Origin of the sequence: Streptosporangium sp. NPDC000239 (genome assembly GCF_040300765.1) — a bacterium.
GTDB lineage: Bacteria > Actinomycetota > Actinomycetes > Streptosporangiales > Streptosporangiaceae > Streptosporangium.
The window spans coordinates 84,263-108,197 of the sequence record NZ_JBEPEI010000009.1 but is presented as its reverse complement, the minus strand read 5'-3'; the positions used below and the strand labels follow the sequence as shown (position 1 = coordinate 108,197).

Sequence of the window (23,935 nt, the reverse complement as noted above, 5' to 3'; positions counted from 1 at the left end):
CGCGGGCACGCGGTACGGATCGAAGGGGGACGTTCGCCGGAGAAACGGCGACCCCTGGCACGGACTCTGCTTCTCTCCTTTCCGAACGAAAGGCCGAAGCCAGTCTGTTGATTCTCCGGCGGAATGTCGTTGACGGTTTCCGCAGAATGTGTTGACGGTTTCTGCAAACGCCTGAACGCCTCGGGTTTCACCCAGGAGGCGCCGCGAAACCGGGGCGAAGGTGCGGTGAAACCCGGGTCGTCGAACCTGTGTCCATGAGCATCACTCAAGAGACAAGACAGACGAGGTCCGGTGCCGAGACGGCGGTGAGCGCCGTCCGGGCCGAAGGACTGGTCAAGACGTTCGGCACGTACCGCGCCGTCGACGGGATCGACCTGGACGTACGGCCCGGCGAGGTCTTCGGGGTCCTCGGCCCCAACGGCGCGGGCAAGACCACGACGATGCGGATGCTGGCGACGCTGCTGAAGATCGACGCCGGACGCGCCGAGATCTTCGGCGTCGACGTGGCCGACAACCCGCACGTGATCAGGCAGCTGGTCGGGGTCACCGGCCAGTACGCGTCGGTCGACGAGAACCTGACCGCGCGGGAGAACCTGTGGCTGTTCGGGCGGCTGCAGGGCATCGGCTCCGCGGACGCGAAGCGGATCTCCACCGACCTGCTGGGGCGGTTCGGGCTTGAGGAGGCCGCCAACAAGCCGATCGCGCAGTTCTCCGGGGGCATGCGGCGGCGGCTCGACCTGGCCGCCAGCCTGATCACCAGGCCGCCGTTGATCTTCCTGGACGAGCCGACCACCGGACTCGACCCCCGTACGCGCGGACAGATGTGGGACACCATCCGCGACCTGGTCGCCGACGGCTGCACCGTCCTGCTGACCACCCAGTACCTCGACGAGGCCGACCAGCTCGCCGACCGGATCGCCGTCATCGACCACGGCAGGAAGGTGGCCGAGGGCACCCCGGACGAGCTGAAGACCACGGTCGGCGACTCCGCCCTGCAGGTCGTGCTCGCCGTACCCGGTGAGATGCGGCAGGCCTCGGACATCGTGCGCCGTGTGGTCGGCGTCGAGCCCGTGCTCAGCCCGGAGCAGGGACGGCTCACCGCCCCGCTCGGCCAGGCGGACCTGGCCGCCGACGTGCTGATCGCGCTACGCACCGCGGGGGTGTCCGTAGCGTCGGTGAGCGTGGACAAGCCCAGCCTGGACGAGGTGTTCCTGGCCCTCACCGGTCACGAGGCCGACGAGAAGAACGACAACGACGGAGAGAACCGATGAGCACCCTGACCGCACCGGCCACTCGCCAGCCTGTACGGGCCGCCGACCGGGTGGCGTCCGCGCGGCGGCGCGTCTCGGTCGGCGAGACGCTCAGCCAGACCATGATGATGGCCTGGCGGGCGGTGAAGAAGATGTTCCGCAACCCCGAGCAGTTCATCGACGTGACGATGCAGCCCATCCTGTTCACGGCGATGTTCGCCTACATCTTCGGCGGCGCCATCGCCGGGAACGTGGGCAACTACCTGCCGCTCATGATTCCCGGCATCCTCGCCCAGACCGTGCTGACCACCTGTATGGCGACCGGCACCCAGCTCCGTGAGGACATGGAGAAGGGCGTCTTCGACCGGTTCAAGTCGCTGCCGATCGCCCGCATCGCGCCCCTGGCCGGACCGATGGTCGCCGACCTGGTGCGTTACACGATCGCCTCGGGGCTGACCTTCGGCATGGGCATCCTCATGGGCTACCGGCCGGGCGGCGGCGTGTTCGGGACGCTCGGCGCGATCGCGCTGTCGATCGTCACGGGCTGGTCGCTGGCGTGGGCCTTCACCTGGGTCGGCACCATCGCGCGCAGCGCCCAGGCGGTGCAGGGCATCTCGATGATGATCATGTTCCCGCTGACGTTCCTGTCCAACGCGTTCGTGCCGGTGGACACGCTGCCGGGCTGGCTGGCCGCCTTCGTCCGGGTCAACCCGGTCTCGCACCTGGTCACGGCGGCTCGCGACCTGGCCAACAACGGTGTCGTGAGCGGCGAGGTGGCCTGGACGCTACTGGCCTGCCTGGTCTGCATCCTGATCTTCGCGCCGCTGGCGGTGCGTTCCTACAAGCGGCACATCTGAGCCGTGGCCGCGCAGCGCCTTCCTGGCCTCGTCGAGCAACTCGGGGCCGCGCCGGTCGCCGTACTCCGCCCGTATCGCGGAGATCAGACCGGGCGCGGCCCTCTCCGCGTGCGGCTCGATCCGGTCGAAGGCCATGCTGGACATCATCTGGCTGTAGGAGAAGCGCTCGGCGAGCACCAGCAGCCTGATCGCCTCCTGCGCGGGCAGCGCCTCCCACAGCAGGCCCCACGCGCCGAGCGCGAACAGCATCGTCCCGACCACCGGGTAGTCGATGTAGAGGCTGCGCGCGCTCAGCATCTCCCCGTTCAGCAGGAAGGACCGGTCGGCGAACAGTTCCTCGCCGTGACGCAGGTCGGACGGGCCGGCGTGGTAGGCGTGGGCCGTCAGCGCGAAGGCGGTGATGACGATCACCCACGGTTCGCTGCCGCTCGGAAGACCTGCGGTCAGCCGCATGTCACGGGCCCGCTGTACGGCCAGGCGGTACTGGGCCAGGGCGTGCGCCGTGTCGCCGCGGGCGAGGGACAGTTCGGCCGCGCACATCGGGATGAACACCATCTCGCCCTGCACCGCCTCGCTCTCGCTGATCCGCGTCAGCTCGGCGAACTCGGCCTCGGCCGTCTCCAGATCGCCTGTCTGGATGGCGTTGTGGATGATGACGGCGCGGAGTTGCACCTCGTCGTCGGTGGCACCGATCCTGATCATGGCGGGAAGGGCGGCACGGGCGTGGCGGACCGCCTGCTCGTGGTCCCCCTGTTGCAGGGTCAGCTGGGCGAGTGTGGCCCGCAGGACGGCCTTCTGCCACGGCCCGTCGTCCTCCCGCACCACGGCCAGAGCCCGCTCCGCCGCCGCGCACGCGGCCTCCGCCGCTCCGATGTTCTCCAGCGCGTGGGCCAGCGCCTGCCCCGCCATCAGGGCGAGGTCGTGGTCGGAACTCAGGCTCAGCTCGGTCAGTCGCCGGATGACCTGGTCCCCGACGGGGGAGTCGCCGGCCAGCACCACCCGCGTCATCGCGGCCAGGCGGGGATCGGGACTTTCCCGTTTGGGCAGGTGGGCGAGCAGGTCACGCAGCGTGCGGTCGGTCATCCCCATCATGTTCATGAGCATGATGAGCAGGGCCGCCCTGGTCGCCTCCTCAAGCTCCGGAGGCGGGACCCAGCCGTCGAGCGCCTGGACCAGCGCCTCACGCAGCACGACGATCCTGGGGTGGTCGCCGCGGATCGACCACAGCGCGCCCACGGCGGACATCAGCTGCATCACCGTGCCGGCATCGCCCTCGCCGAGTGCCCGGCGCAGCTGGTCGGCCAGGTTGCCCTCCTCGGCGCGCAGCGCGTCCACGGCCTCGAACTGGCGGGTGCTGAACAGGTAGCCGATATGGCGTATGCCGTACTCGACGGCCCAGGACCGTTGCGCCGCCCGCGCCCGCTCCTCCTCACCGGCCTCGGCCAGGCGCATCAGGCCGAACTCCCTGACCGTCTCCAGCATGCGGTAGCGCAGACCGTACGCGGTCTCTCTGACGCTCAGCAGGGACTGCTCGACCAGCGCGTCCACGGCGTACAGCGCGTCCGCGCCCAGCATGTACTCGGCCGTCTCCAACGTGAAGCCGTCACCGAACAGCGACAGCCGGCTCAGCGCGCGCCGCTCCCGCTCGCCCAGCAGGTTCCAGGACCAGTCGATGACCGCCAGCAACGTCTGGTGCCGGTCGGGGGCGCTGCGGTTACCGCCACGCAGCAGGGCGAACCGGTCGTTCAGCCGCCGTCTGATCTCCTCGACCGACATCATCCGCGTCTTGGCCGCGGCCAGCTCGATGGCCAGCGGCAGACCGTCGAGCCGGGTGACGATCTCGCGCACGACCTCCTCGTCGAGCCGCACACCGGGACGGGCCGCCGTGGCCCGCTGGCCGAACAGCTCGACCGCGTCACCCGTGGCCAGCTCGCCGAGCTGGTGGACCCGTTCGGCGGGGATCGCCAGCGGGGCGCGTGAGGTGGTGAGAATCCGCAGGTCACGGGTGGTGGCGATGAGGAAGGCCACCAGGTCGGCCACGGCCTCGACGACGTGCTCGCAGTTGTCCAGGATGAGCAGGGAGGGCACCTGGTCCAGGTGGGCGGCGATGCGGGTCCGCACGTCGGCGCGCTGCTGCGGGGTCAGCGCCCGCCGTCCGACGACCGAGTCACGCACCCCGAGCGCGGACCCCACCTCGTCCACCACGCCCTCGGGAGAGGACACGGCGACCAGTTCGACGAAGTGCGCCACCGGCTGCACGGCGTTCCTGCCCGCCACGTGGGCCAGCCGCGTCTTGCCCAGCCCGCCGGGGCCGACGATGGAGACGACCCTGCCGCTCTGCAGCAGGGCGTGGACCGTACGGATGTCGTCCTCACGGCCGAGCAGCGAGGAACCGTCGTAGCGAAGCCCCTCGCGCACCGGCCGGTCGGCGGCCAGCAGCCCGGCGTGCACCCGCGTCAGCTCAGGCCCGGGATCGGTGCCGAGCCGGTCGGCGAGGTCGGCCCGGTAGCGTTCGTAGCGTTCCAGCGCCGCGGCGACACCGCGCACCGCCGCCTCACTGCGCAGCAGGCAGGCCAGCAGTTCCTCGTCGTGCGGAAGGGCGGCCGCGCGCTCCTCAAGCAGGGGAAGCGCGCCCGCGTGGTCGCCGTCCCTGCCCCGCGCGAGGGCAAGCACCCGGCAGGCCTCGGCCAGGTGTCCGGCGGCGACGGCGCGCAGGTCGGCCAGCGCGCCGGTCGACGGCTCACGACCGTTCCCCGCCAGGGTGATCGCCTGCTCGGCGCACCGGCGGGCCAGGGCCGTGTCCCCCTCGCCCAGCGCCCTGACCGCCCGCCCCACGAGGTCGGCGAGCAGGTGGGCGTCGACCTGGTCCGCCGACAGGCCCAGCCGGTAGCCGCGCGCCGTACGCACCACGACGTCGGGGCCGGTCGCGGACCGGGTACGGGAGACCACGACCTGTAGCGCCTTGACGGGGTTGGCGGGCGGGTCCTCCCACCACAGCTCCCGGACCAGGTGATCGTCGCTGACCCCGGCCTTCCCGTGCAGCACGAGCACGGCCAGCAGGGCATGCGCGCGATCGCCCGCCAGTGGCCTACCCTCCCAGCGGACACCGTCGAGCAGGGTCAGCACCGGAGCCACGCACCCCAGCTTACGGCGTATCGGCCTTCCAGTAGCAATGCATATATTTCCCCCTAAAAAGGCCGCTGACCTGCGATATTTACGAAATTCGACCGCCGGCCCCGCCGCGTACGCCAGGTTTCAAACACCACCACCGGCCCCTGGGGCGGCTACTCCCGGGATCGATCGGTCACGTATCACCGTGAAGCCCAGCAACCGATCGTGAAGAACCTGGCCCTCCGCGTCGAAGAGCGTCCACAGCCCGTCCACCAGAAGTAACCACAGCCCGGCACCGGGCACGAGGGCGAGCAACGGAAAGGCCACCACCCGAAGCACCGCCCTCCCGGCCGTTGATCGTGTGCCCGTCGCGACGACACGGATCCCCAGCAGCCGTTTACCGGGCGTCCGCCCCCACAGGACGTGCTGGATCCAGAAGAAGAGGAACAGTCCGGCGGGGGCGGCCGGTGCCGTCGGGTACGCCTCGGCCCGCTTCAGGAAGCCGGCTCCCATCCCGGATATCGGGCCCACGACGGAGCTGAAGACTGTACAGATGACGAGATAGTCGACCAGGACCGCGGCCGGTCGTCGCCACGCCATCCCCGCCGATGAGCCGTCCGGATGACGCTCCCGTGAGGCGGCGAACATCAGCGCCGCCGCCATCAGAAGGCACAGCTGGGTGGTCCCCACCCGTTGGTCATCGCCGCCAACCGCTCGACGCTGAGAAGCGGGATCTCCTCCCGGCAGATCCCGCTGGAGCCGTACAGCGAGACGAGAGCTCCGACGGCCGCGCCCATGACGAGGAGCCAGGCCACACGTCGGCCGGTCGCTCCGGGATCTCCACGGTTCAGACAGGGCAGAAGACCGAGAAGAACTACCAGCGCCGCGACCGCCCGCTCCGTGGCAAACTTACCGACCGTTTCGAGATCATGGCTCAACGGGGCGAGCGGGGACAGCGTTGTTCCGCTGCCGAACCGGCACACGACCCTGTAAAACGTGTCGGGCTCTCCCGAAGTCCGTACGAACTCCTCATAACCAAGGCGTTCGCGCCACAATTCCCACGTCGGGAAGACCGCGACGACCGCGGCCGTCACCCACACCGCCAGCATCGACCAGGACATCCGCGGCAAGGTGGTCCTTTCGTCTTGGGAGACGACACCCTACCGACAGACCTGGACGCCACAGATTTCGTGGAAATGTCTCACTACGCTGTCATCGGCCCTGGAACTCACGGCGAGGTGTTTCCACAGGAAGGCAGAACTCCATGGCGGTTCTTCTCGTGAGTGCTCTCGACAGCCTGCGGATGTATCTGGGCTCCGACTTTCTCATCACCGAGGTGGAGGACGGCATCCCCACGGGCAGCCCCTCGCCCGGTGACGGCATGAGGATGACGCTCCCCAGGATCGGGGCAGGTCCCAACGGGGTCAGCATCGTCAGCATGGTCACTTCCGGGGGAACGAACCAGCGAGGTGGTCCGATCCATGTCCGCTACGAACTCTGGGACGCCGAGCCCGGCCTGCTCCCCTCCTGGGAGCGCATGTGGGAAGGACAGCTTCACCTGCGCTCCGGTCGGATCGGCATCGTCGAGGAGGTAGGAGAGGAAGGAGACGAGTATCTAGAGTTCGACACCGGCAGACGAGACAGCACCTGGTCGGCCCGGGTGTTGACCAGATACCTGTCCAACACCGACGAACCCGACTTCCCGGCCACCGTCGTCGATGTCGACCTCTACCGGATGCAGCTCTGGCCGGTGTAGCGGTTACCCGCCGGTCGCCTCGCGTACGGCGGCCGGGCTGGGTTGGGCGGGTGGGACGGGGCCCTGGCGGGTGCGGTAGACGACGTAGGGGCGCCACAGGTAGGCCAGGGGGGCCGACCAGACGTGGACGAGCCGGGTGAACGGCCACAGCGCCAGGAGCAGGAAGCCGCCGACGGCGTGCAGCTGGTAGACCAGCGGGGCGCCGGTCATCAGGTCACTGCGCGGGGAGAACAGGAACACGCCGCGGAACCAGACCGCGACCGTCTCCCGGTAGTCGTATCCCGGGCCGAACAGGTTCACGACGACCGTGGCGGCCATCCCGAGCCCGATCATGACCGCCAGGGCCGCGTAGAGCACCCTGTCCATGGGGGTCGTCTTCCGCCTGACCCGGCGGTTGACCACGCGACGGGCGACGAGCAGGACGAACCCGGCGACGAGCATGACGCCGGTCACCGTACCGGCCCAGACCGCGACCAGGTGGTAGAGGTGCTCGGGGACACCCAGCCACGCGGTCACCGAGGCCGGGACCAGCAGCCCCATCGCGTGCCCGCCGATGGCCCCGAACGCGCCCAGGTGGAACAGCGGCGACCCCAGGCGCAGGATCCGGTTCTCCAGCAGCTGGCTGGTGTGCGTGGTCCAGCCGAACTGGTCGTGGCGCCACCGCCATATGTGGCCGCCGACGAACACCACGAGGCAGAGGTACGGCAGGGCGATCCAGATGACGGTGTTCATCGCAGGTCCTCCGAGGAGGGGGTGGGGTACGGTGCCAGGCCGATACCGCCGAGCTCGTCACCGTGGAGGTCGAGGTCCGGGCTCGGGAAGCCCGGGCTGAGGAGGTCCGGCCCCAGAGAGCCTAGACCGGGAGAACCCGGACCACAGAGGTTCAGGCCGGAGGAGTCCAGGCCGGGAGAGCCCGGTCCGCAGGGGTTCGAGCCGGGGGTGTCCAGGCCGACGGACTCGACGGGTGGGCCGTCCAGGGCCAGCTCCGCGATGGCCGCCCGGTCGGCGTCGGTCAGCTCGGGCAGGACGGCGGTGATCGCGTCAAGCAGCAGGCCGTACGGCGTGCCGAGGTCGGCCAGGGCGGCGCGGAGCAGTTCGACGCCGCGCCGGTGCTGGCGCAGCGGCGCCTCCCCCTCGCCGGGGCCGACCACGGCGGCGAACTCAAGGACGACCGGCAGCAGGTCGGGCAGCTCACCGGCGGCCAGCCGCAGGCCGTGGGCACGGTAACGCCGCTTGAGGACGAGCAGCGCCATGCCCCGCCTACGGGTGTCACCGTGCAGGTAGTACGTCAGGTAGAGGCCGGACTTACGGCGCAGGTCGAAGGTCCGCACGTAGTGCCGCTGCGCGTCGATCGGCGCCGTGCCGGTCAGCCAGGCGAGGAACTCCTCGACCTGCCCGCGCAGCCACGGGTGCCCGATTCCGACGGCGGCACCGCGCAGCTCGTCGGCGGCGCCGAGCAGTTCCGCGTCCGGATAGGTGAGCAGCACCGAGGCGAGCTGGAACAGCCGGATCCGGTCGGCCGGGGCCACGGAGGCCCCATCGATCACGGAGGTCCCATCGGCCACCACCGGGGTCGCGTCCGTGGCGGCCGAAGCCCCATCGGTCACCGTCCCCGAGGTCGTATCCGTGGTGGCCGGGACTCCACCGGTCGCCGCCATCGAGGCCGTGCCCATGGCGGCCGGGGCCGTGTCGATCACGGGCATGGGGGCCGCATCGGTGACGGCCGTCAAAGTCACGTCGATCACGGGCACCGGGATCCTGGTGGTCGCGGTCATCGGGGTCACCGGGGTCATCGTGAAGGTCGTGTTGGTCGGGGGTGTGGTCATGACCGGTCCCGCAGGGGGTCGATGGTCAGGCCCGTCCGGCCGTCGGGGCGTCGTGTCGTGAGTCCCTGTCTTCCGACGTGCACGTCGTCGGCACCGCCCTCGACGAGGTGGAAGCGCTCGGTCACGGCCCTGACCCGCTCGGCATCACCCGCCCCGGAACCACCCGCGCCAGGACCGCCCGCGCCAGAGCCGTCCGCTCCGGAACCGCCCGCCCCAGGACCGCCCGCGCCAGAGCCGTCCGTTCCGGAACCGCCCGCGCCAGGACCGCCCGCCCCGGAACCACCCGCACCGAACCCGGCCGCGCCGGAACCGCCCATGCCCGGGCCTCCTTCGCAGTCCAGGGAACAACCGCCTGACGCGGCGGCCTGGGCCTCAAGGGCGGCGGCGTCCCTGCTGTAGGCGGTCGGGATGACGTACCGCTCGTCGTACTTGGCGATCGCGAGCAGCCGGTACATCGACTCGACCTGTTCGGCCGTCATCCCGATGCCGTCGAGCAGTTCCTCGGCGACCGTGCCGTCCAGGGTCCTGGCCCGCATGTACGAACGCATCGCGGCCAGCTTCATCAGGACCCCGGCGGCGGCGTCGGCGTCGCCCGCGGTGAACAGCTCGGCGAGATACTCGACCGGGATGCGCAGGTCCCTGATGGTGTGGAAGACGTCGTCGGCGTCGGTGTCGTCACGGCCCGCCGCGCCGGTCGCGTCGAGCACCGGCGAGAGCGGCGGGACGTACCAGACCATCGGCAGCGTCCGGTACTCCGGGTGCAACGGCAACGCGATCCGGTACTCGCTGATCAGCCGCCACACCGGCGACAGCCTCGCGGCCTCGACCCACTCCTCGGGCATCCCGGCGTCGCGGGCCGCCCGCCGTACCGCCGGGTCGTGGGGGTCGAGGAAGACCTCGCGCTGGGCGTCGAGCAGGTCGTGCTCGTCCGGCACCGACGCGGCGGCGAGGACGGCGTCCTCGTCGTAGAGGACGATGCCGAGGTAGCGGAGCCGTCCCACGCACGTCTCCGAGCAGATGGTCGGCTGACCCGCCTCGATCCTCGGGAAGCAGAAGGTGCACTTCTCGGCCTTGCCGGTGGCGTGGTTGACGTACACCTTCTTGTACGGGCACGCCGAGACGCACATCCGCCAGCCCCGGCACCTGTCCTGGTCGACGAGGACGATGCCGTCCTCCTCCCGCTTGTACATCGCGCCCGACGGGCAGGCCGAAACGCAGGCCGGGTTGAGGCAGTGCTCGCAGATCCGGGGCAGGTGGAACATGAAGGTCTTCTCGAACTCGAACCTGACCTTCGCCGCGGCCTCGGCGGGCATCCGGGTGATGTTCGGGTCCCGGTCCGCCCGTTCGTGCGCCCCGCCGAGGCCGTCCTCCCAGTTCGCCCCCCACTCCACGGCCATCGGCTCACCCGTCAGCGCGGAGTACGGCCTCTTGACCGGGGTGTCCTTCAGGCCGGCGGGCGCGCCGACCAGGATGTCCTTGTCGAACGTCGCGGGCTCGTAGTAGTCGTCGATCGACGGCAGGTCCGGGTTGGCGAAGATGCGGCTCAGCCGCTTCATCCGGCCGCCGGAGCGCAGGACCAGCCTGCCCTTGCGGTCGAGCCGCCACCCGCCGTGCCAGCGGTCCTGGTCCTCGTAGTGCTTGGGGTAGCCGATGCCGGGCTTGGTCTCGACGTTGTTGAACCAGACGTACTCGGTGCCCTCGCGGTTGGTCCAGGTCTGCTTGCACGTCACCGAGCAGGTGTGACAGCCGATGCACTTGTCGAGGTTCATCACCATCGCGACCTGCGCACGGATTCTCATCAGTACTCCACCTCCTGCGAACGACGGCGGATCACCGTGATCTCGTCGCGCTGGCTGCCGATCGGGCCGTAGTAGTTGAAGGCGTAGGTGAGCTGGGCGTGTCCGCCCGCGAGGTGGGTCGGCTTGACCAGCAGCCGGGTCATCGAGTTGTGGTAGCCGCCGCGGCGGCCGTTCCTCTCGGCCTTGGGCACGTTCACCGTCCGCTCCGGCGAGTGGTACTGGAAGACCGTGCCCTCGGGCATCCGGTGGCTGACCACGGCACGGGCGACGACGACGCCGTTGCGGTTGTGCGCCTCGATCCACTCGTTGTCCCTGACGCCGATCTTCGCGGCGTCCTCGACGCTCATCCAGATGACCGGCCCGCCCCGGGACAGCGCGAGCATCAGCTCGTTGTCGTGGTACATCGAGTGGATCGACCATTTGGCGTGCGGGGTGAGGAACCGTACCGTCACGCCGCCGTCGACGACCTCGCCGGGCCTGCCGAAGTGACGCGCCATGTTCAGCGGCGGCCGGAAGGCGGGCAGCTGTTCGCCCAGTTCGGCGACCCAGTCGTGCTCGACGAAGAAGTGCTGCCTGCCGGTGAGGGTGTGCCACGGCTTGGACCGTTCGACGTTGAGGGTGAACGGCGAGTAGCGGCGGCCGCCCTTCTCCGAGCCGGACCACTCCGGGCTGGTGAACACCGGCTGCGGCGCGGCCTGGGTGTCCGGGTAGGTGATGTGGTCGTCCTCGTGGCCTTCGATCAGGTCGGCGAACGGCTGCCCGGTGCGCGCCTCCAGGGCGGCGAACCCGGCGGCGGCCACCCGCCCGTTGGTGGTGCCCGACAGCGCCAGGATCGCCTCGCACATCCGGTCGGCGGTCGCCAGCGACGGGCGTCCGGCGAACGGGCCGTCGGCGACGACGCCGTTGCGCTCGGCGAGGTAGGCGATCTCCGGGGTGACGTCCACGGTGATGGCCTTGGTGGTCGTGCCGAGGGTGTCGAGCAGCGGGCCGACCGCCCGCATCTTGGCGCCGATCAGCGTGTAGTCGCGTTCGATCTCCACGAGCTTCGGCATGGTCACGCCGGGGACGGGCTCGCACTCCCCGGCCTTCCAGTCCCTGGCCCGGCCGCCGGGGGTGGCGAGTTCGTCGGGGGTGTCGTGCTGCAACGGCACCGCCAGGACGTCACGCCGTACGCCGAGGTGGACGGCGGCGAGTTCACTGACCCGGTCGGCGAGGGCGAGGAAGGTGTCGTAGTCGGTGTGCGCGTCCGAGGGCGGTTCGACGGCCGGGCTGAACGCGTGCACGAACGGGTGCATGTCCGTGGTCGAGATGTCGTGCTTCTCGTACCAGGTGGCGGCGGGCAGGACCAGGTCGGCGTGCAGCCCGGTGTTGGTCATCCGGAAGTCGATCGCGGTGAGCAGGTCCAGCTTCCCGGTCGGCGCCTCCGCACGCCAGGCCACGTCGCGGGGCCGTTCGCCGGGTTCGCACTCCTCCGCCCGGGCGAGGGAGTCGACGCCGAGCAGGTGCCGCATGAAGTACTCGTTGCCCTTGCCCGAGGAGCCGAGCAGGTTGGCCCGCCACAGGGTGAGGCAGCGGGGGAAGTTCGCCGGGTCGTCCGGGTCGTCGGCGACCGCCCCGAGCCGCCCGGCCTTCAGCTCTTCCACGATGTGCTCCTGGACCGTACGGCCCGCCGCCGCGGCCTCGTCGGTGAGGTCGAGGGGGTTGCGGTCGAAGGCCGGGTGTCCGGGGCTCCACCCCATCCGCTGGGCAGCGGCGACGGTGTCCGCGAACGTCATCCCGGCGAACCTGCCGGTGCCCAGCGGCGAGGCCAGCTCGTCGGCGGGCACCCGCTCGTAGCGCCACTGGTCGGTGTGCAGATACCAGTACGGCGTGGCGGCCTGGTGCCGCATCGGGCGCTGCCAGTCGAAGGCGAAGGACATGTGCTGCTGGCCGGTCAGCGGCCTGGCCTTCTCCTGGCCGACGTAGTGCGCCCAGCCGCCGCCGTTGACGCCCTGGCAGCCGGTCAGCAGGACGAGCGAGATGAACGCCCGGTAGGTCATGTCGGAGTGGAACCACTGGTTGGCCCCGGCGCCCAGGACGATCAGGGAACGGCCCCTGCTGCGTTCGGCGTTGCGTGCGAACTCCCGGGCGATCCGGGCGGCGAGGGCCGCGGGAACCCCGGTGACGCGTTCCTGCCAGGCCGGGGTGTTGGGCTCCTCGGCGTCGTCGTAGCCGTTCGGCCAGCTCCCCGGCAGGTCACCGCGGCGCACGCCGTACTGGGCCATGAGCAGGTCGAACACGGTCGTCACGAGGTGGCCGCCGATCCGGGTGACCGGCACTCCCCTGCGCATCACGGCGCCGCCCTCGGTGTCCCCGACGTCGAACCTGGCCAGCTCGACCTCGACGGCCTCTTCGGTCGTGCCGAGCAGGCCCAGCGCCGGTACGGCCTCGCCGAGGTCGAGGTTCCACCGGCCCGCGTCCCGCTCGCCGTACCGGAACCCGAGTGAGCCGTTCGGCACGACCGGCTCGCCCGTGCGCTCGTCGAGGAACACCGTCCGGTGCGCCGCGCCCTGGTCCTCGTCGCCGAGGTCCTTGGCGGTCAGGAAACGGTCGGAGGTCCAGGCGCCGTTGTCCCTTCTCCTGAGCGTGACGAGGAAGGGCAGGTCGGTGTAGCGGCGGACGTAGTCGGTGAAGTACGGCACCTGGCGGTCGCGGAAGAACTCGGTGAGGACGACGTGGCCCATGGCCATCGCCAGGGCGCCGTCGGTGCCGGGGTGCGGCGCGAGCCAGTCGTCGGCGAACTTGACGTTGTCTGCGTAGTCGGGGCTGACGGCCACGACCTTGGTGCCCCGGTAGCGGGCCTCGGCCAGGAAGTGCGCGTCCGGGGTCCTGGTCACCGGGATGTTGGAGCCCCACATCATCAGGTAGGTGGAGTTCCACCAGTCTCCGGCCTCGGGCACGTCGGTCTGGTCGCCCCAGATCTGCGGGGAGGCGACGGGCAGGTCGGCGTACCAGTCGTAGAAGCTCAACAGTGTGCCGCCGAGCAGCGCGTGGTACCGGGTGCCCGCGGCGAAGGACGCCATCGACATCGCCGGGATCGGCGAGAAGCCCACGACGCGGTCCGGGCCGTACTTCTTCGTGGTGTGGACGTGGGCGGCGGCCATCATGGTGATTGCCTCCTCCCACGAGGCCCGCACGAAGCCGCCCCGGCCCCGCCGGCTCTTGTAGGCCTGCGCCTTCATGGGGTTCTCGACGATGTCGGCCCAGGCGAGCACCGGGTCGCCGAGGCGCTCCAGCGACTCGCGGAACATCTCGGCCAGCGCCCCGCGCACGTAGGGGTGCCGTACCCGGGACGGCGAGTACTCGTACCAGGAGAAGGACGCCCCGCGCGGGCAGCCACGGGGTTCGTAGTCCGGCGCGTCGGGGCCCGTCGTCGGATAGTCCGTCGCCTGGTGCTCCCAGGTGATGAGGTCGTCCTTCACGAACACGTTCCACGAGCACGAGCCGGTGCAGTTGACGCCGTGCGTCGAACGGACCACCCGGTCGTAGCGCCACCGGTCCCGGTAGAACGTCTCCCAGGAGCCGCGGTCGATCTGGTGCAGGGTCCGTCCCCCGTCGCCGACCGTCTCCTTCGTCAGGAAGCGACGTGCGGCCAGCAGCGGCGCCACGCCGGGCACCGAGTCCGTCGCGGGGGTCTGGGGGTGTGGTGACACGGTGCTGCACTCCTTCGATCGCGGGACGCGTACTCAGGCTCCCGTGGCACCGGGTCGCACGTCAGGTGCCGAGGGTCCCGATCAGCCGGGTCCTAAGTCCCGGACGCCTCCGACCCTTCGACCAGGCGCGGACGCATGGCGCGGCGGGCCGTCCTGGCGACGGCGGTGGTGTCCAGCAGCAGGGCGGCCAGCGCGACCAGGGCCAGCAGCCCCAGGCCGAGGGCGTAGCTGCCGTACCAGCCGTAGATGACGCCCATCAGCAGCGGCGGCACGAACCCGCCCAGACCGCCCGCGGCGCCCACGATCCCGGTGACCGAGCCGACCTTGTTCGCCGGGGCGAGCAGCGCCACCAGGGCGAACGTCGCGCCGCTGCCCGCGCCGAGCGCCGCGGCCATGGACAGGAACGCGACCGTCCCGAGGGGCGCCAGGCCGGGGGTGAACGCCTGGACCGTGGCACCGGCCACGACGACGACCAGTGTCCAGGCGAGCACCCTGGTCGGCGCGAACCGGTCCGACAGCCACCCGCCGACCGGGCGCATCAGCACCGCGAGCAGCACGAACCCGGCCATCCGGTTGGCGGCGTCGGCCTGGTCCAGCGCGTAGGCGGTCTTGAGGTAGGCCGGCAGATAGACCGAGAACGCCACATACCCCCCGAAGGCCACCGCGTAGAGCGCCGAGGCCTGCCAGGTCACCCGCAGCCGGAGCGTGGCCCCCAGCCGCCGCGCCATCGACTCGACCGGCACCGTACGGCCCGGCGCGTCCCGCAGCAGCAGCGCCGCGACCGCCGCGTACCCGCAGAGCACGACGGCGGTGACCGTGAACGGGGTCGCGCCTCCGCCGACGTCGACCAGCTTGACCGTGGTCAGCGCGCTGATCGCGGTGCCGCCCATGCCCGCGCCGAACACGCCGACGGCCAGGCCGCGCCGCGCGGGCGGGAACCAGGCGTTGACGAACGGCACACCGATCGCGAAGGTCGTGCCGCCGACGCCGAGGAAGAAGCCCCCGACCAGCAGCCCGGCCAGGGACGTCTGCCCGGCCAGCCCCAGGTAGAGCACCGGGACGACGGTCGCCAGCGACACCAGCGGGAACATGACGCGACCGCCGTACCGGTCGGTCAGCGCGCCGACCGGGACGCGGCCGAGCGAGCCGACGACCACCGGCACCGCCACCACCAGCGCCTGCTGGAAGGGGCTCAGGTGCAGGGCCTCCTTGAACCTCGGCGCCAGCGGGCTGAGCAGCGCCCACGCCCAGAAGTTGATCGCGAAACCGGCCGTGGCCAGGGTCAGCATCAGCGCCGGACGCCTGTCCGGCGCGTCTCCCGCACTCATGGTTTCCTCCACTGTGTGTCGCCGTGCCGCCCAGGGCACGGTGGTCGACACACAGCGTTTCCGGCCGGTACGTCCCCGGGACAGGGACCTTGGACCTCTCCCCGCGGGCCCTGTGTCCCCTGCCTCCGTACGGATCGCGCGTCACCTGCCGCCTCGGCCACCCGGGTTCCCCTCCGGCTCCCGCTCGGTGTGGATGTCCAGGGGCGGCCCCCCTAGAAGATCCGTTTACGATGACACGCCCAGCCCGCTCACCATTTCACGATAAATAAGCGAAAAACCAATGCTTGGATAATAAATCCACTAAATGTCTATAAGACGGTATATGAGAGCCGGGATGTTTGACACCTGATTTGGGCGGTATGGGCGCCTCTGACGAGGGAAAACGGACATCGCGTCGCCAGAATCTCCTACGAAGGGGACCGACGGGCGACTTCCGGACTCTCACCAGAAGCAAGACGGGAGAACTCCATGCGTAAAACGCTTACCGGACTGGGCCTAGCCTTCTTCCTGACGCTTGGGCCCGCCGCCACAGCGGCGACCGACTCACTGGCCGCACCGGTCACCCAAAGCCAGCCCACTCCCGCACCACAGAACAACAACAGCAACAGGGACAGCGGCGACAAAACCGGTCTCTGGGGCCTGCTGGGGCTGGTCGGCCTCCTGGGTCTCAGCGGCCTGCGCAAGCACCGCGAGTACACGGGAACAGGAGCCGGCGCGCACGTCGGCGACCGGCCGACGCGTCCATAGCCGTCGAGAGAGCCGTCGAGAGGCGGGAGGCCCACGGCTCCACGGCCGGGGCCTCCGGCGCTCCGCGATTCGCACGTTTGCCCATCTGCCTGTTTTGTCCACCGCAGTACGACAGCGGCCGAGCCGAGCCGCCGTACGCGGATCAGGCCACCTGACCGGCACCGGCCGCGGGCCCGTCATTTCTCCAGAAGGCTCACCCGGATGCCGTTGATGAGAATGTCCAGCTCACTGAGAAAGGTCTCGTCGCGCCGGTCACGGGGCCATATCTTGGCCTGCCGGGCCTGTTCCTCCAGCGTGAAACCGTTCGTGAAGCTCGTCAGCAGGTCCGCGCCGAGCTCCGCGTCCCGCTCCGGGACGCCCGCCGTACGCAGCGAGTCGACCAGCGCCTGGAAGTAGGTCACGGCCGAGGCCGGCAGCACGCTGAAGGAGGCCACCAGCCGGGCGCCGTCCCGGTGCGCCAGCATGGTCGAGCGAGCCCGTACGGCCAGCTCCCGCAGCCGGCCCGCCCAGTCCTGCTCCGCGATGGGCTCGGCGAGCATCTCGTCGACGATCCGCTCGACCAGGGCGTCCAGCAGGGCGGTCTTGCTCGGGTAGTGCCAGTACAGGGCGCCCACCCGGACGCCGAGCCGGTCCGCCAGCCTGCGGGTGGTCAGCTCGTCGAGACCCACCTCGTCGAGCAGCTCCATCGCGCCTCGGAGCACATCGGCCTGCCGGAGCGGCATCCACTTCCCCCTTCTCCTCGTCCTCCACGGAGAGCTTGCCACTTGAACACCGACCAAGTAACTTGAACACCGCTCAATTGAGCAATGTTCAAGTCAAGGGAGCCACCATGCGGGTTCTGGTGATCGGGGCGGGCATCGGCGGACTGTGCCTGGCACAGGGGCTGGTCCAGGCCGGGATCGACGTGCGGATCCACGAGCGGGAGACGGGCGCCCACAGCCGCTACCAGGGTTTCCGGATCGGCATCGGCGGCGCGGGCCTCGCCGCGCTACGCGAATGCCTGCCGCGGCGGCTGCACGGCCTGCTGGAGGCCACCACAGGAGAGCTGTCCGGGGAACGGCCGGTCGTCGACCAGCACCTCAACGTGATCGGCCAACTCGGTCCGATCGACGACGGCATGGCCACCGACCGGCACGTGCTGCGACACCTGCTGCTGGCCGGTCTCTCCGACCGGATCGAGTACGGCAGGCGGCTGGTCGAGTACGTCGAGCTGCCCGACGACACCGTGCGGGCGGTCTTCGCCGACGGCGGCACGGCCACCGGTGACCTCCTGGTCGGCGCCGACGGAGTCGGCTCTGCGGTCCGCCGCCGGTTGCTGCCCGACGCCTCGGTCGTCACGCTGGGCGGCAACGGCCTGCTCGGGCGCACCCCGCTCACCGAGCGCCTCGCCGTTCTGGTGCCGGGGTTCGGCACCGTGGTGCGCGGCCCGGACATGAGCATGCTGCTCGGCAAGATGGAGTTCCGCCGCCCGCCGCACCTGGCCGCCGCCGAACTCGCCCCCGACGTCGAACTGCCCGCCACCGAGAGCTACCTGCGCTGGGCCGCGTTCCTGCCCGAGCGCGTCGAGCGCCTGCCCGACGACTGGGCCGCGACCCGCGACCTGCTGCTGACCCTGATCGACGGCTGGCACCCGGACCTGGTCGAACTGGTCGAGCGGTCCGACGTGGTGAACAGCTCGCCGCTGAAGGTCGGCTACGCGCGGCCGGTGCCGCACTGGGGAACCCGCCGGGTGACCCTGCTGGGCGACGCCGTCCACGTCATGCCGCCGAGCGGCGGCCAGGGCGCGAACACCGCCTTCCGTGACGCGGCCCTGCTCTGCCGCCGGCTCACCGAGGTCCACCGGGGCGAGAGCGACCTGCTGCCCGCCGTCGAACGCTACGAACGCGAAATGCTCGACTACGGCTTCGCGGCGGTCGCCCGGAGCCTGGAGGCACTGCCGAACTTCACCGTGGCCGGCCGCTGACCCGACCGGACCGGCCGCACCGTGAGCGGCGCGAGCGGGCTCCCCACGACCGGGCTGGCCTCACCGGGGCATATCCCACCGCGGCCCGACCGGCCGCACCGGGGCGGCTCCCCCGCGGCCCGACCGGCCGCACCGGAGGCACGCGCCCGACGCGGACAGACCGGCTTCATCGGGGCAAAGCACCGCCGCCGCCGGGGCGGCGGGCCGGTCACGACTCCCTGTGCGCCACCGGACAGCCACCGGTCAGTCTGCTGAGGAAGTCGTTGGGGTCGTAGTAGTGCTCGACCTCCACCAGCCTGAGGTCGTCGGACAGCTTGGCGATGCTGACGCCGTACATCTCGATCGTCTGCCCGGTGGGCTGGAAACCGTGGTACTCACCCTCGAAGACGCCCCAGTGGCGCCATTTGACGGTGACGGTCGGCGGCGGGGTGAGAACTTCGAGCACCTCCCAGAAGAATCCTCCGGGAAACGCCCTGTGGAACATCCGGTGCGAGGAGTCGAAGGTCTCCCGCCCGGTCGGGTAGAAGACGCTGTCGCCGATCAGGACGTTGTAGCTGCCGATCTCCGCGATGTCCGCCGCGGTGGCCCACGGACCTCCGTTGACGTTGGTCCGGAAACGGTCGGCGACCATCGACACCCAGGTCGCCGGATCCTTCTTGTGCGAGACCTCCATCTCGAAGACCTGCACGATCCCCTCGACCACGGCCTCCAGCGAACCGGGCTCGAAGTGGTGCGTCCGCTGCCGCGGCATGACTTCGTGCGAGAGGTCGTAGTCGGGCAGGCCGTCCCGCCACTCACTCGGATCCGCGGCCGCGACCACGGCCGAACGCCCCTGAAGCCACAGCGGAGTTTCAGCCAAGACAATCACCCCATTTAGGACGACTACCACGAAAGAGCCGAAGCCCACAGATCCTCACGGACGCCTCCCGCCCCGTCAAGCGCCCCTCACGGGAGCGGCGTCGCCTTCGGCTTCCAAAGTCCGTCACCCAGCCTGGCGATGAGATCGGTCGCGGAAAGCCCCGGCTCGCGCCAGAAGGCGCCATCGGCCGCGGCGGGACCGAAATGCCTTTTCGAGCCGCCCGGGAACCACCGGCCAGAAACCAGGGAAATCACGAAATGGAATTAACACTCACACCCTCCGTGATAATCACCGCCAGTCGAAGGCCGTAAATCCGCGAGAACGGCTGCGATGAGCTGCGATTCTCACCGACGGTGCCCGAATGGAACACCCCTGCCACCTGCGGCGACGAGCGGAACACAATATGAATTGTGATCCACGTCACGCCGCGTTCGACGGCGGGAGAGATATGTTCGAGGAGTGCGAAGGCGAGTTTTTAATTCCAGCCCGCCTTTATCGCCTACCACCGGAGGTTGCACGTGTTAAAGTCACGCCGAATTATGCTGGCTTCCATTGTCGGCGCCGCTGCCGCCGCGACGGCACTGCTCTCACCTCACACCGCCATGGCCGCGGACTCCACTCCGATTCCGGCGTCCGCCGACGTCTCGGCCCTCAGTCCGCAGCAGCTCGAACTCCTCAAGTCCGACACCCCGCACACGCTCTCGGTGGACCCGCGAACCGGCAAGGTGCTGTCGGTGACCGAGGGAGCCATCTCCACCCCCGCGATCAGCCAGCACAACATCTGCAACTCGGGTGACTTCTGCTACGCGTCCGGCCAGGTCCCGTACGCGCACCAGGGGTTCTACGGCAGCGCGGGCACGAAGACCGGAAGCTGGCCCTACCGGTCCTACTTCAACACCGGCAACTACAAGGGCCGGGCCTGCTGGACCTATCAGGGATCGTCGCCCTGCAGCGGCCCGTGGGGTCCCAACAGCTACGTCAACTTCAACGGTTCGCTCGTCACCGGCACCAGCGTCACTCTCTACTGAGCCACCGGTGAGGACATGACCGAGCGATGCCATCGCTCACATTGAGCGATCGAGAGCGGGGAGGCCGAGCCTTCCCGCTCTGCGTATGGAGAACGTCGACTCACGGACCGTCGAAACCGGAGACGGGATTCACCGGAATTATTTCCCGTTCGTGGACGGCGACAGTACCTGACCGGTAAGCGGATCCACGTTCACCGTCCTCCCGCCGAGATTCGACGGCTTCCCCTCCGAAACTCCCAGCACCTGGCCGGTGGCGGGGTCCACGGTTATCGTCACCGGTTTGTCCGACTGCAGAAGCTCCTTCTCCCGAGGCGTGACCGTCGCGGTGTCCGCAGGTGACGGGCCGGTCGCGCTGACAATGGACGTCGAGGTCAGAGCCATGGCGACCGCACCGGCACCAACCGCCGCCACGAGGATGAGACGTCGTACTTCAGGCACGTTGACCTCCGAGGATCGAGAGAACTTACGGGGACAGACGTACGGCAGGCGCATCCACCAACCGCTTGACCACAGCCTTCACTTCTCAAAAATGAGAACCCACACAAACCTATCGCCGAGCGGCGATCCTCAGGACCTTTACCTTTGGTTCCAACCGAGATCGGCGACCCCCAAGCACTCCGATCCGGAGCCGAACACCCCTGAAGCCATAACGGGGTTTCCGCCAAAAGCCATCGAAAGTCCCGGGTCACGCGGTCATGCAGCCCTCCAGAGCGGCGGCGAACTCATCGGGGCGAGACCAGTAACCCAGGTGGTCCCCCGGAAGGTCGACGACCCGCCGATTCCACCGGGCCGCGAGCACGGCGGCCGGCCGGTAGGGAAAGTGGGCACGGGAGTCCCGGCCACCCGCCAGGACGACGCGATCACGCCACGCGTCAAGCGCGGCGAAGTCCGGATGGTAGCCGGGAGCGTTGGGCACCTCCTGGGTCAGGATGGTGAGCGTGTTCCCGGACATGCGGGCGAGCAGTTCCGGATCGGGATCGGCCGGTCGCCGAGCCTCGGCGACCCCGATGCCCGCCAGGAATCGCCGCATCGCCGCCTCCTGCCCCTCGCGCCGATGGGTCGCGCCGACCTCCTCGAAGAAGGCTCGCCAACGCGGGGCGTCCGGCAGAACCTCGAAGATGGGCGGTTCGTGGGCCACGAGCCTGCTGACCAGCCGAGGATGCCGGCCGATGAGGTCGAGCCCGATGACGGCTCCCGCGCTTGTGGCGAAGACGCGGACCGGTTCCCCGGAGACGGCACCGATCAGGCGGCGCGCGTCTTCGACGTGCGTCTCGATCCACCCCGCGGGCTCCTCCTGGGCGAAACTCCGGGAGAAGCCTCGCCGGTCATAGCCGACGACCGTATGACGGTCGGCCAGCCGATCGGCCATGGCGTCGAAGAAACCGGCGTCGCCGTTGCTCCCGGGGATCAGCAGAAGCACCGGCCCCGAACCGCGAACCTCGTAGTGGATGCGGGCTCCGGCCACATCCAGGACATGGTTCTCACGCACAGCCATCACGCCTCACCTTCGCGCACGGCGGATAAGATGCGGACTGCATCTAACATAAACCGTTCCCAAGGGGTGTGCGATGGGCCGACGGCGCGGAGAACGGTTGGAGCAGGCCATCCTCAACGCCACCTGGGACCTACTGACCCAAGGGGGCTACGCCAAACTGACCATGGAGGCCGTGGCCGCCAGAGCGGGCACCAGCCGACCGGTGATCCACCGCCGCTGGCCCACCCGCGCGCGACTAGCACTCGCGGCCCTCGACCACGCGGCTCCCCCCGACGCCGAACCACCGGACACCGGCGGGCTGCGAACCGACCTGCTCGCCATGATGCGGCAGATCACCCACCGATTCGGCTCCGTGCACGGCGAGGTCCTCGCCGGGATGACGGCCGAGACAGCCCGTGACCCGGAGGCCGCCCACGCCCTGCGCGCCCGGCTGACCGTCACGACCCGAGGACAACAGGTCGCGACCATAGTCCGGCGAGCCGTCGAGCGGAACGAGATCCTCCCCGTCCTCCTGCCCTCACGCGTGACCACACTCCCGCTCGACCTGATCCGCAACGAGATCGTGCTGTACGGCCGGCCGCCGGGCGAGGACGCGATCACCGAGATCGTCGACTCCGTCCTCCTGCCCGCGATACTCCACGCCCCGGCCCCCGGCTTCGATGCCGGGCAACCGGTCGCGGGGAAGCCCTGACCCTTCGGATGCCACGACGACCCACCGCCGGTCGCCGAGGCACCGCGTCCAACCGGCTCCGGGCTGTCGAGCCGGCATGCCGCCGTCCCCGCGCCGCTACGAACGCCGGGCAGACCGCTTCTCCTCCTTCGTCGCTGTCGCCGCAGCCCTCATCCGCTCCCGCCGCCTCGTCGAACAGGCCACCGGCGCCGCGGGATGGCGGGGGTTCACCGGGCCGGAAACCGAACCCACGCTGCTCAGAGCAGATCTGCCCCAGGCGGATCGTGTCGACGCCGGTCCTGGTCACCTCACAGGATGGACGCATGAGCGAAAAATCGAATCCTCCGCTTTTCGACACGCGGGTGAGGCGCGAACTCTACGAACAGCGTGTCCTCGTTCTCGACGGCCCTCTCGATGACGACAACGGGACCCTGCTGGCCACGCAACTGATAGCACTCGCCACGCAGGACGCGTCAACGGACATCGCGCTCTGGATTCACTCCCCGGGCGGTTCCGTTCCCTCGATGCTCGCCATTCGCGACGTCATTCGACTCATTCCCTGTGATGTGTCGACCTTCGTCCTGGGCATCGCCTACAGCGCCGGACAGTTCCTGCTCTCGTCGGGAGCCAGGGGAAAGCGCCGCGCCCTGCCGCATTCACGCGTCCTGATGCACCAGGGCTCGGCGGGAATCGGTGGCACCGCGGTCGACATCGAACTGCAGGCCGGTGACCTGCGGCACACTCGCGACACGGTGCTCGGTCTCATCGCCGCGGACACGGGGCAGTCCGTCGAGCGCATATTCGAGGACTCTCTGCACGACCGTTGGTACACGGCGCAGGAGGCACTGGAATACGGCTTCATAGACGCGATCGTTCAGGACTTCCACGAGATCGCACCACACAATCGCCCCCGAACCGGTTTCGGCATCACCGGAGGAGTCGGCCAGTGAGCACATACACGATCCCGAACGTCATCGCCCAGAACCCTCGTGGCGAGCGCATCATGGATGTCTACTCGCACCTGCTCACCGAGCGAATCGTCTATCTGGGCACCGCGATCGACGCCGGCGTCGCGAACGCCCTCATCGCGCAGCTGATTTTCCTGGAGTCGGACAACCCCGAGGCCGAAATACAGTTCTACATCAACTGTGAGGGCGGGGACCCGAGCGCGATGCTCGCGATATACGACACCATGCGCTACATCCGCCCGCGGGTTTCGACGACCTGCGTCGGACAGGCCGTGGCGGTCGGCGCCGTCCTTCTCGCCGCGGGCACCGAGGGAAAGCGCGCCGCCCTCCCGCACGCACGGGTGATCCTGCACCAGCCCGCCGCCCAGGGGCGCGGAACGATCCCCGACCTCATCCTGCAGGCCGACGAGGTCGTCCGTGTCCGAGCGGACATCGAGCGCATCCTGTCACGGCACACCGGTCAGACGGTCGAGACCCTCCGCGCCGACACCGACCACGACCGCGTGTTCACCGCGGCCTCGGCCCTGGAGTACGGGCTCATCGACCAGATCATCGAGGAGCGTTCGCCCGCTCGCAGGTGATCCGG

The 23,935-nt window shown here is 69.7% G+C and carries 21 protein-coding genes; 9 read left to right on the top strand and 12 right to left on the bottom strand.

From position 1 onward, the window contains the following. Positions 1-254 precede the first annotated feature (254 nt). Positions 255-1,271 carry an ATP-binding cassette domain-containing protein gene (locus tag ABT340_RS22815; RefSeq protein WP_352012813.1) on the top strand — a complete coding sequence of 339 codons (1,017 nt, stop codon included), beginning with the start codon at positions 255-257 and terminating at the stop codon, positions 1,269-1,271. Further along, positions 1,268-2,107 (top strand): ABC transporter permease, encoded by an 840-nt coding sequence (locus ABT340_RS22810; protein ID WP_352012812.1) that lies wholly within the window; start codon positions 1,268-1,270, stop codon positions 2,105-2,107. The genes ABT340_RS22815 and ABT340_RS22810 overlap by 4 nt, the downstream gene beginning before the upstream one ends. Here the strand turns inward: ABT340_RS22810 and ABT340_RS22805 are convergent. The 3 genes from ABT340_RS22805 to ABT340_RS22795 all read right to left on the bottom strand — a co-directional run bounded on the left by ABT340_RS22805 (position 2,036) and on the right by ABT340_RS22795 (position 6,339). Continuing rightward, the gene (locus ABT340_RS22805) at positions 2,036-5,242 is read right to left on the bottom strand and encodes an ATP-binding protein (protein ID WP_352012811.1); all 3,207 of its coding nucleotides are present in this window, start codon (positions 5,240-5,242) and stop codon (positions 2,036-2,038) included. The genes ABT340_RS22810 and ABT340_RS22805 overlap by 72 nt on opposite strands. 120 nt (positions 5,243-5,362) lie before the next feature. Continuing rightward, a complete protein-coding gene (locus ABT340_RS22800) occupies positions 5,363-5,908 on the bottom strand; it encodes an RDD family protein (RefSeq protein WP_352012810.1) in 546 nt (181 codons plus the stop codon). Next, positions 5,881-6,339, bottom strand: a complete 459-nt coding sequence (locus tag ABT340_RS22795) for a hypothetical protein (RefSeq protein ID WP_352012809.1) — start codon at positions 6,337-6,339, stop codon at positions 5,881-5,883. The genes ABT340_RS22800 and ABT340_RS22795 overlap by 28 nt, the downstream gene beginning before the upstream one ends. Before the next feature lie 143 nt (positions 6,340-6,482). On the opposite strand from ABT340_RS22795, the gene ABT340_RS22790 reads away from it, so the two are divergent. Further along, positions 6,483-6,974: a hypothetical protein gene (locus ABT340_RS22790; protein ID WP_352012808.1), complete on the top strand. Its 492-nt coding sequence runs from the start codon at positions 6,483-6,485 to the stop codon at positions 6,972-6,974. A gap of 3 nt (positions 6,975-6,977) precedes the next feature. On the opposite strand, the gene narI is transcribed toward ABT340_RS22790, so the two are convergent. The 5 genes from narI to ABT340_RS22765 all read right to left on the bottom strand — a co-directional run bounded on the left by narI (position 6,978) and on the right by ABT340_RS22765 (position 15,619). Beyond that, complete coding sequence (gene narI / locus ABT340_RS22785) at positions 6,978-7,706, bottom strand: respiratory nitrate reductase subunit gamma (protein ID WP_352012807.1); 729 nt, start codon at positions 7,704-7,706, stop codon at positions 6,978-6,980. Beyond that, a complete protein-coding gene (gene narJ / locus ABT340_RS22780) occupies positions 7,703-8,800 on the bottom strand; it encodes a nitrate reductase molybdenum cofactor assembly chaperone (RefSeq protein WP_352012806.1) in 1,098 nt (365 codons plus the stop codon). Before narJ ends, narI begins: the two co-directional genes overlap by 4 nt. Beyond that, complete coding sequence (gene narH / locus ABT340_RS22775; RefSeq protein ID WP_352012805.1) at positions 8,797-10,599, bottom strand: nitrate reductase subunit beta; 1,803 nt, start codon at positions 10,597-10,599, stop codon at positions 8,797-8,799. Before narH ends, narJ begins: the two co-directional genes overlap by 4 nt. Then, entirely contained in the window at positions 10,599-14,291 is a 3,693-nt protein-coding gene (locus ABT340_RS22770; RefSeq protein WP_352012804.1) for a nitrate reductase subunit alpha, read from the bottom strand. The genes narH and ABT340_RS22770 overlap by 1 nt, the downstream gene beginning before the upstream one ends. Positions 14,292-14,383: 92 nt before the next feature. Then, entirely contained in the window at positions 14,384-15,619 is a 1,236-nt protein-coding gene (locus ABT340_RS22765; protein ID WP_352012803.1) for an MFS transporter, read from the bottom strand. Positions 15,620-16,087: 468 nt separating this feature from the next. Here ABT340_RS22765 and ABT340_RS22760 point away from each other — a divergent pair, with 468 nt between their 5' ends. Next, positions 16,088-16,366: a WGxxGxxG family protein gene (locus ABT340_RS22760; RefSeq protein ID WP_352012802.1), complete on the top strand. Its 279-nt coding sequence runs from the start codon at positions 16,088-16,090 to the stop codon at positions 16,364-16,366. Between the two features lie 176 nt (positions 16,367-16,542). Here ABT340_RS22760 and ABT340_RS22755 read toward each other — a convergent pair whose 3' ends face one another. Next, on the bottom strand, positions 16,543-17,088 hold the full coding sequence (locus tag ABT340_RS22755; protein WP_352012801.1) for a TetR family transcriptional regulator: 546 nt from the start codon (positions 17,086-17,088) through the stop codon (positions 16,543-16,545). Positions 17,089-17,195: 107 nt separating this feature from the next. Between ABT340_RS22755 and ABT340_RS22750 the strand changes: the two genes are divergently transcribed. Next, positions 17,196-18,329, top strand: a complete 1,134-nt coding sequence (locus tag ABT340_RS22750) for an FAD-dependent oxidoreductase (RefSeq protein WP_352012800.1) — start codon at positions 17,196-17,198, stop codon at positions 18,327-18,329. 208 nt (positions 18,330-18,537) lie between these two features. On the opposite strand, the gene ABT340_RS22745 is transcribed toward ABT340_RS22750, so the two are convergent. Continuing rightward, positions 18,538-19,188 (bottom strand): ester cyclase, encoded by a 651-nt coding sequence (locus ABT340_RS22745; RefSeq protein WP_352012799.1) that lies wholly within the window; start codon positions 19,186-19,188, stop codon positions 18,538-18,540. A 539-nt stretch (positions 19,189-19,727) separates the two neighbouring features. Here ABT340_RS22745 and ABT340_RS22740 point away from each other — a divergent pair. Then, positions 19,728-20,216 (top strand): hypothetical protein, encoded by a 489-nt coding sequence (locus ABT340_RS22740; protein WP_352012798.1) that lies wholly within the window; start codon positions 19,728-19,730, stop codon positions 20,214-20,216. Positions 20,217-20,354: 138 nt separating this feature from the next. On the opposite strand, the gene ABT340_RS22735 is transcribed toward ABT340_RS22740, so the two are convergent. After that, the gene (locus tag ABT340_RS22735) at positions 20,355-20,654 is read right to left on the bottom strand and encodes a hypothetical protein (protein ID WP_352012797.1); all 300 of its coding nucleotides are present in this window, start codon (positions 20,652-20,654) and stop codon (positions 20,355-20,357) included. A 247-nt stretch (positions 20,655-20,901) separates the two neighbouring features. Further along, positions 20,902-21,711, bottom strand: a complete 810-nt coding sequence (locus ABT340_RS22730; RefSeq protein ID WP_352012796.1) for an alpha/beta fold hydrolase — start codon at positions 21,709-21,711, stop codon at positions 20,902-20,904. 73 nt (positions 21,712-21,784) lie between these two features. On the opposite strand from ABT340_RS22730, the gene ABT340_RS22725 reads away from it, so the two are divergent. The 3 genes from ABT340_RS22725 to ABT340_RS22715 all read left to right on the top strand — a co-directional run bounded on the left by ABT340_RS22725 (position 21,785) and on the right by ABT340_RS22715 (position 23,930). After that, positions 21,785-22,402: a TetR/AcrR family transcriptional regulator gene (locus tag ABT340_RS22725; RefSeq protein WP_352012795.1), complete on the top strand. Its 618-nt coding sequence runs from the start codon at positions 21,785-21,787 to the stop codon at positions 22,400-22,402. A gap of 302 nt (positions 22,403-22,704) precedes the next feature. Next, positions 22,705-23,331: a ClpP family protease gene (locus ABT340_RS22720; protein WP_352012794.1), complete on the top strand. Its 627-nt coding sequence runs from the start codon at positions 22,705-22,707 to the stop codon at positions 23,329-23,331. Further along, positions 23,328-23,930, top strand: a complete 603-nt coding sequence (locus ABT340_RS22715; RefSeq protein WP_352012793.1) for a ClpP family protease — start codon at positions 23,328-23,330, stop codon at positions 23,928-23,930. The genes ABT340_RS22720 and ABT340_RS22715 overlap by 4 nt, the downstream gene beginning before the upstream one ends. The last annotated feature ends 5 nt before the right edge of the window (positions 23,931-23,935 follow it).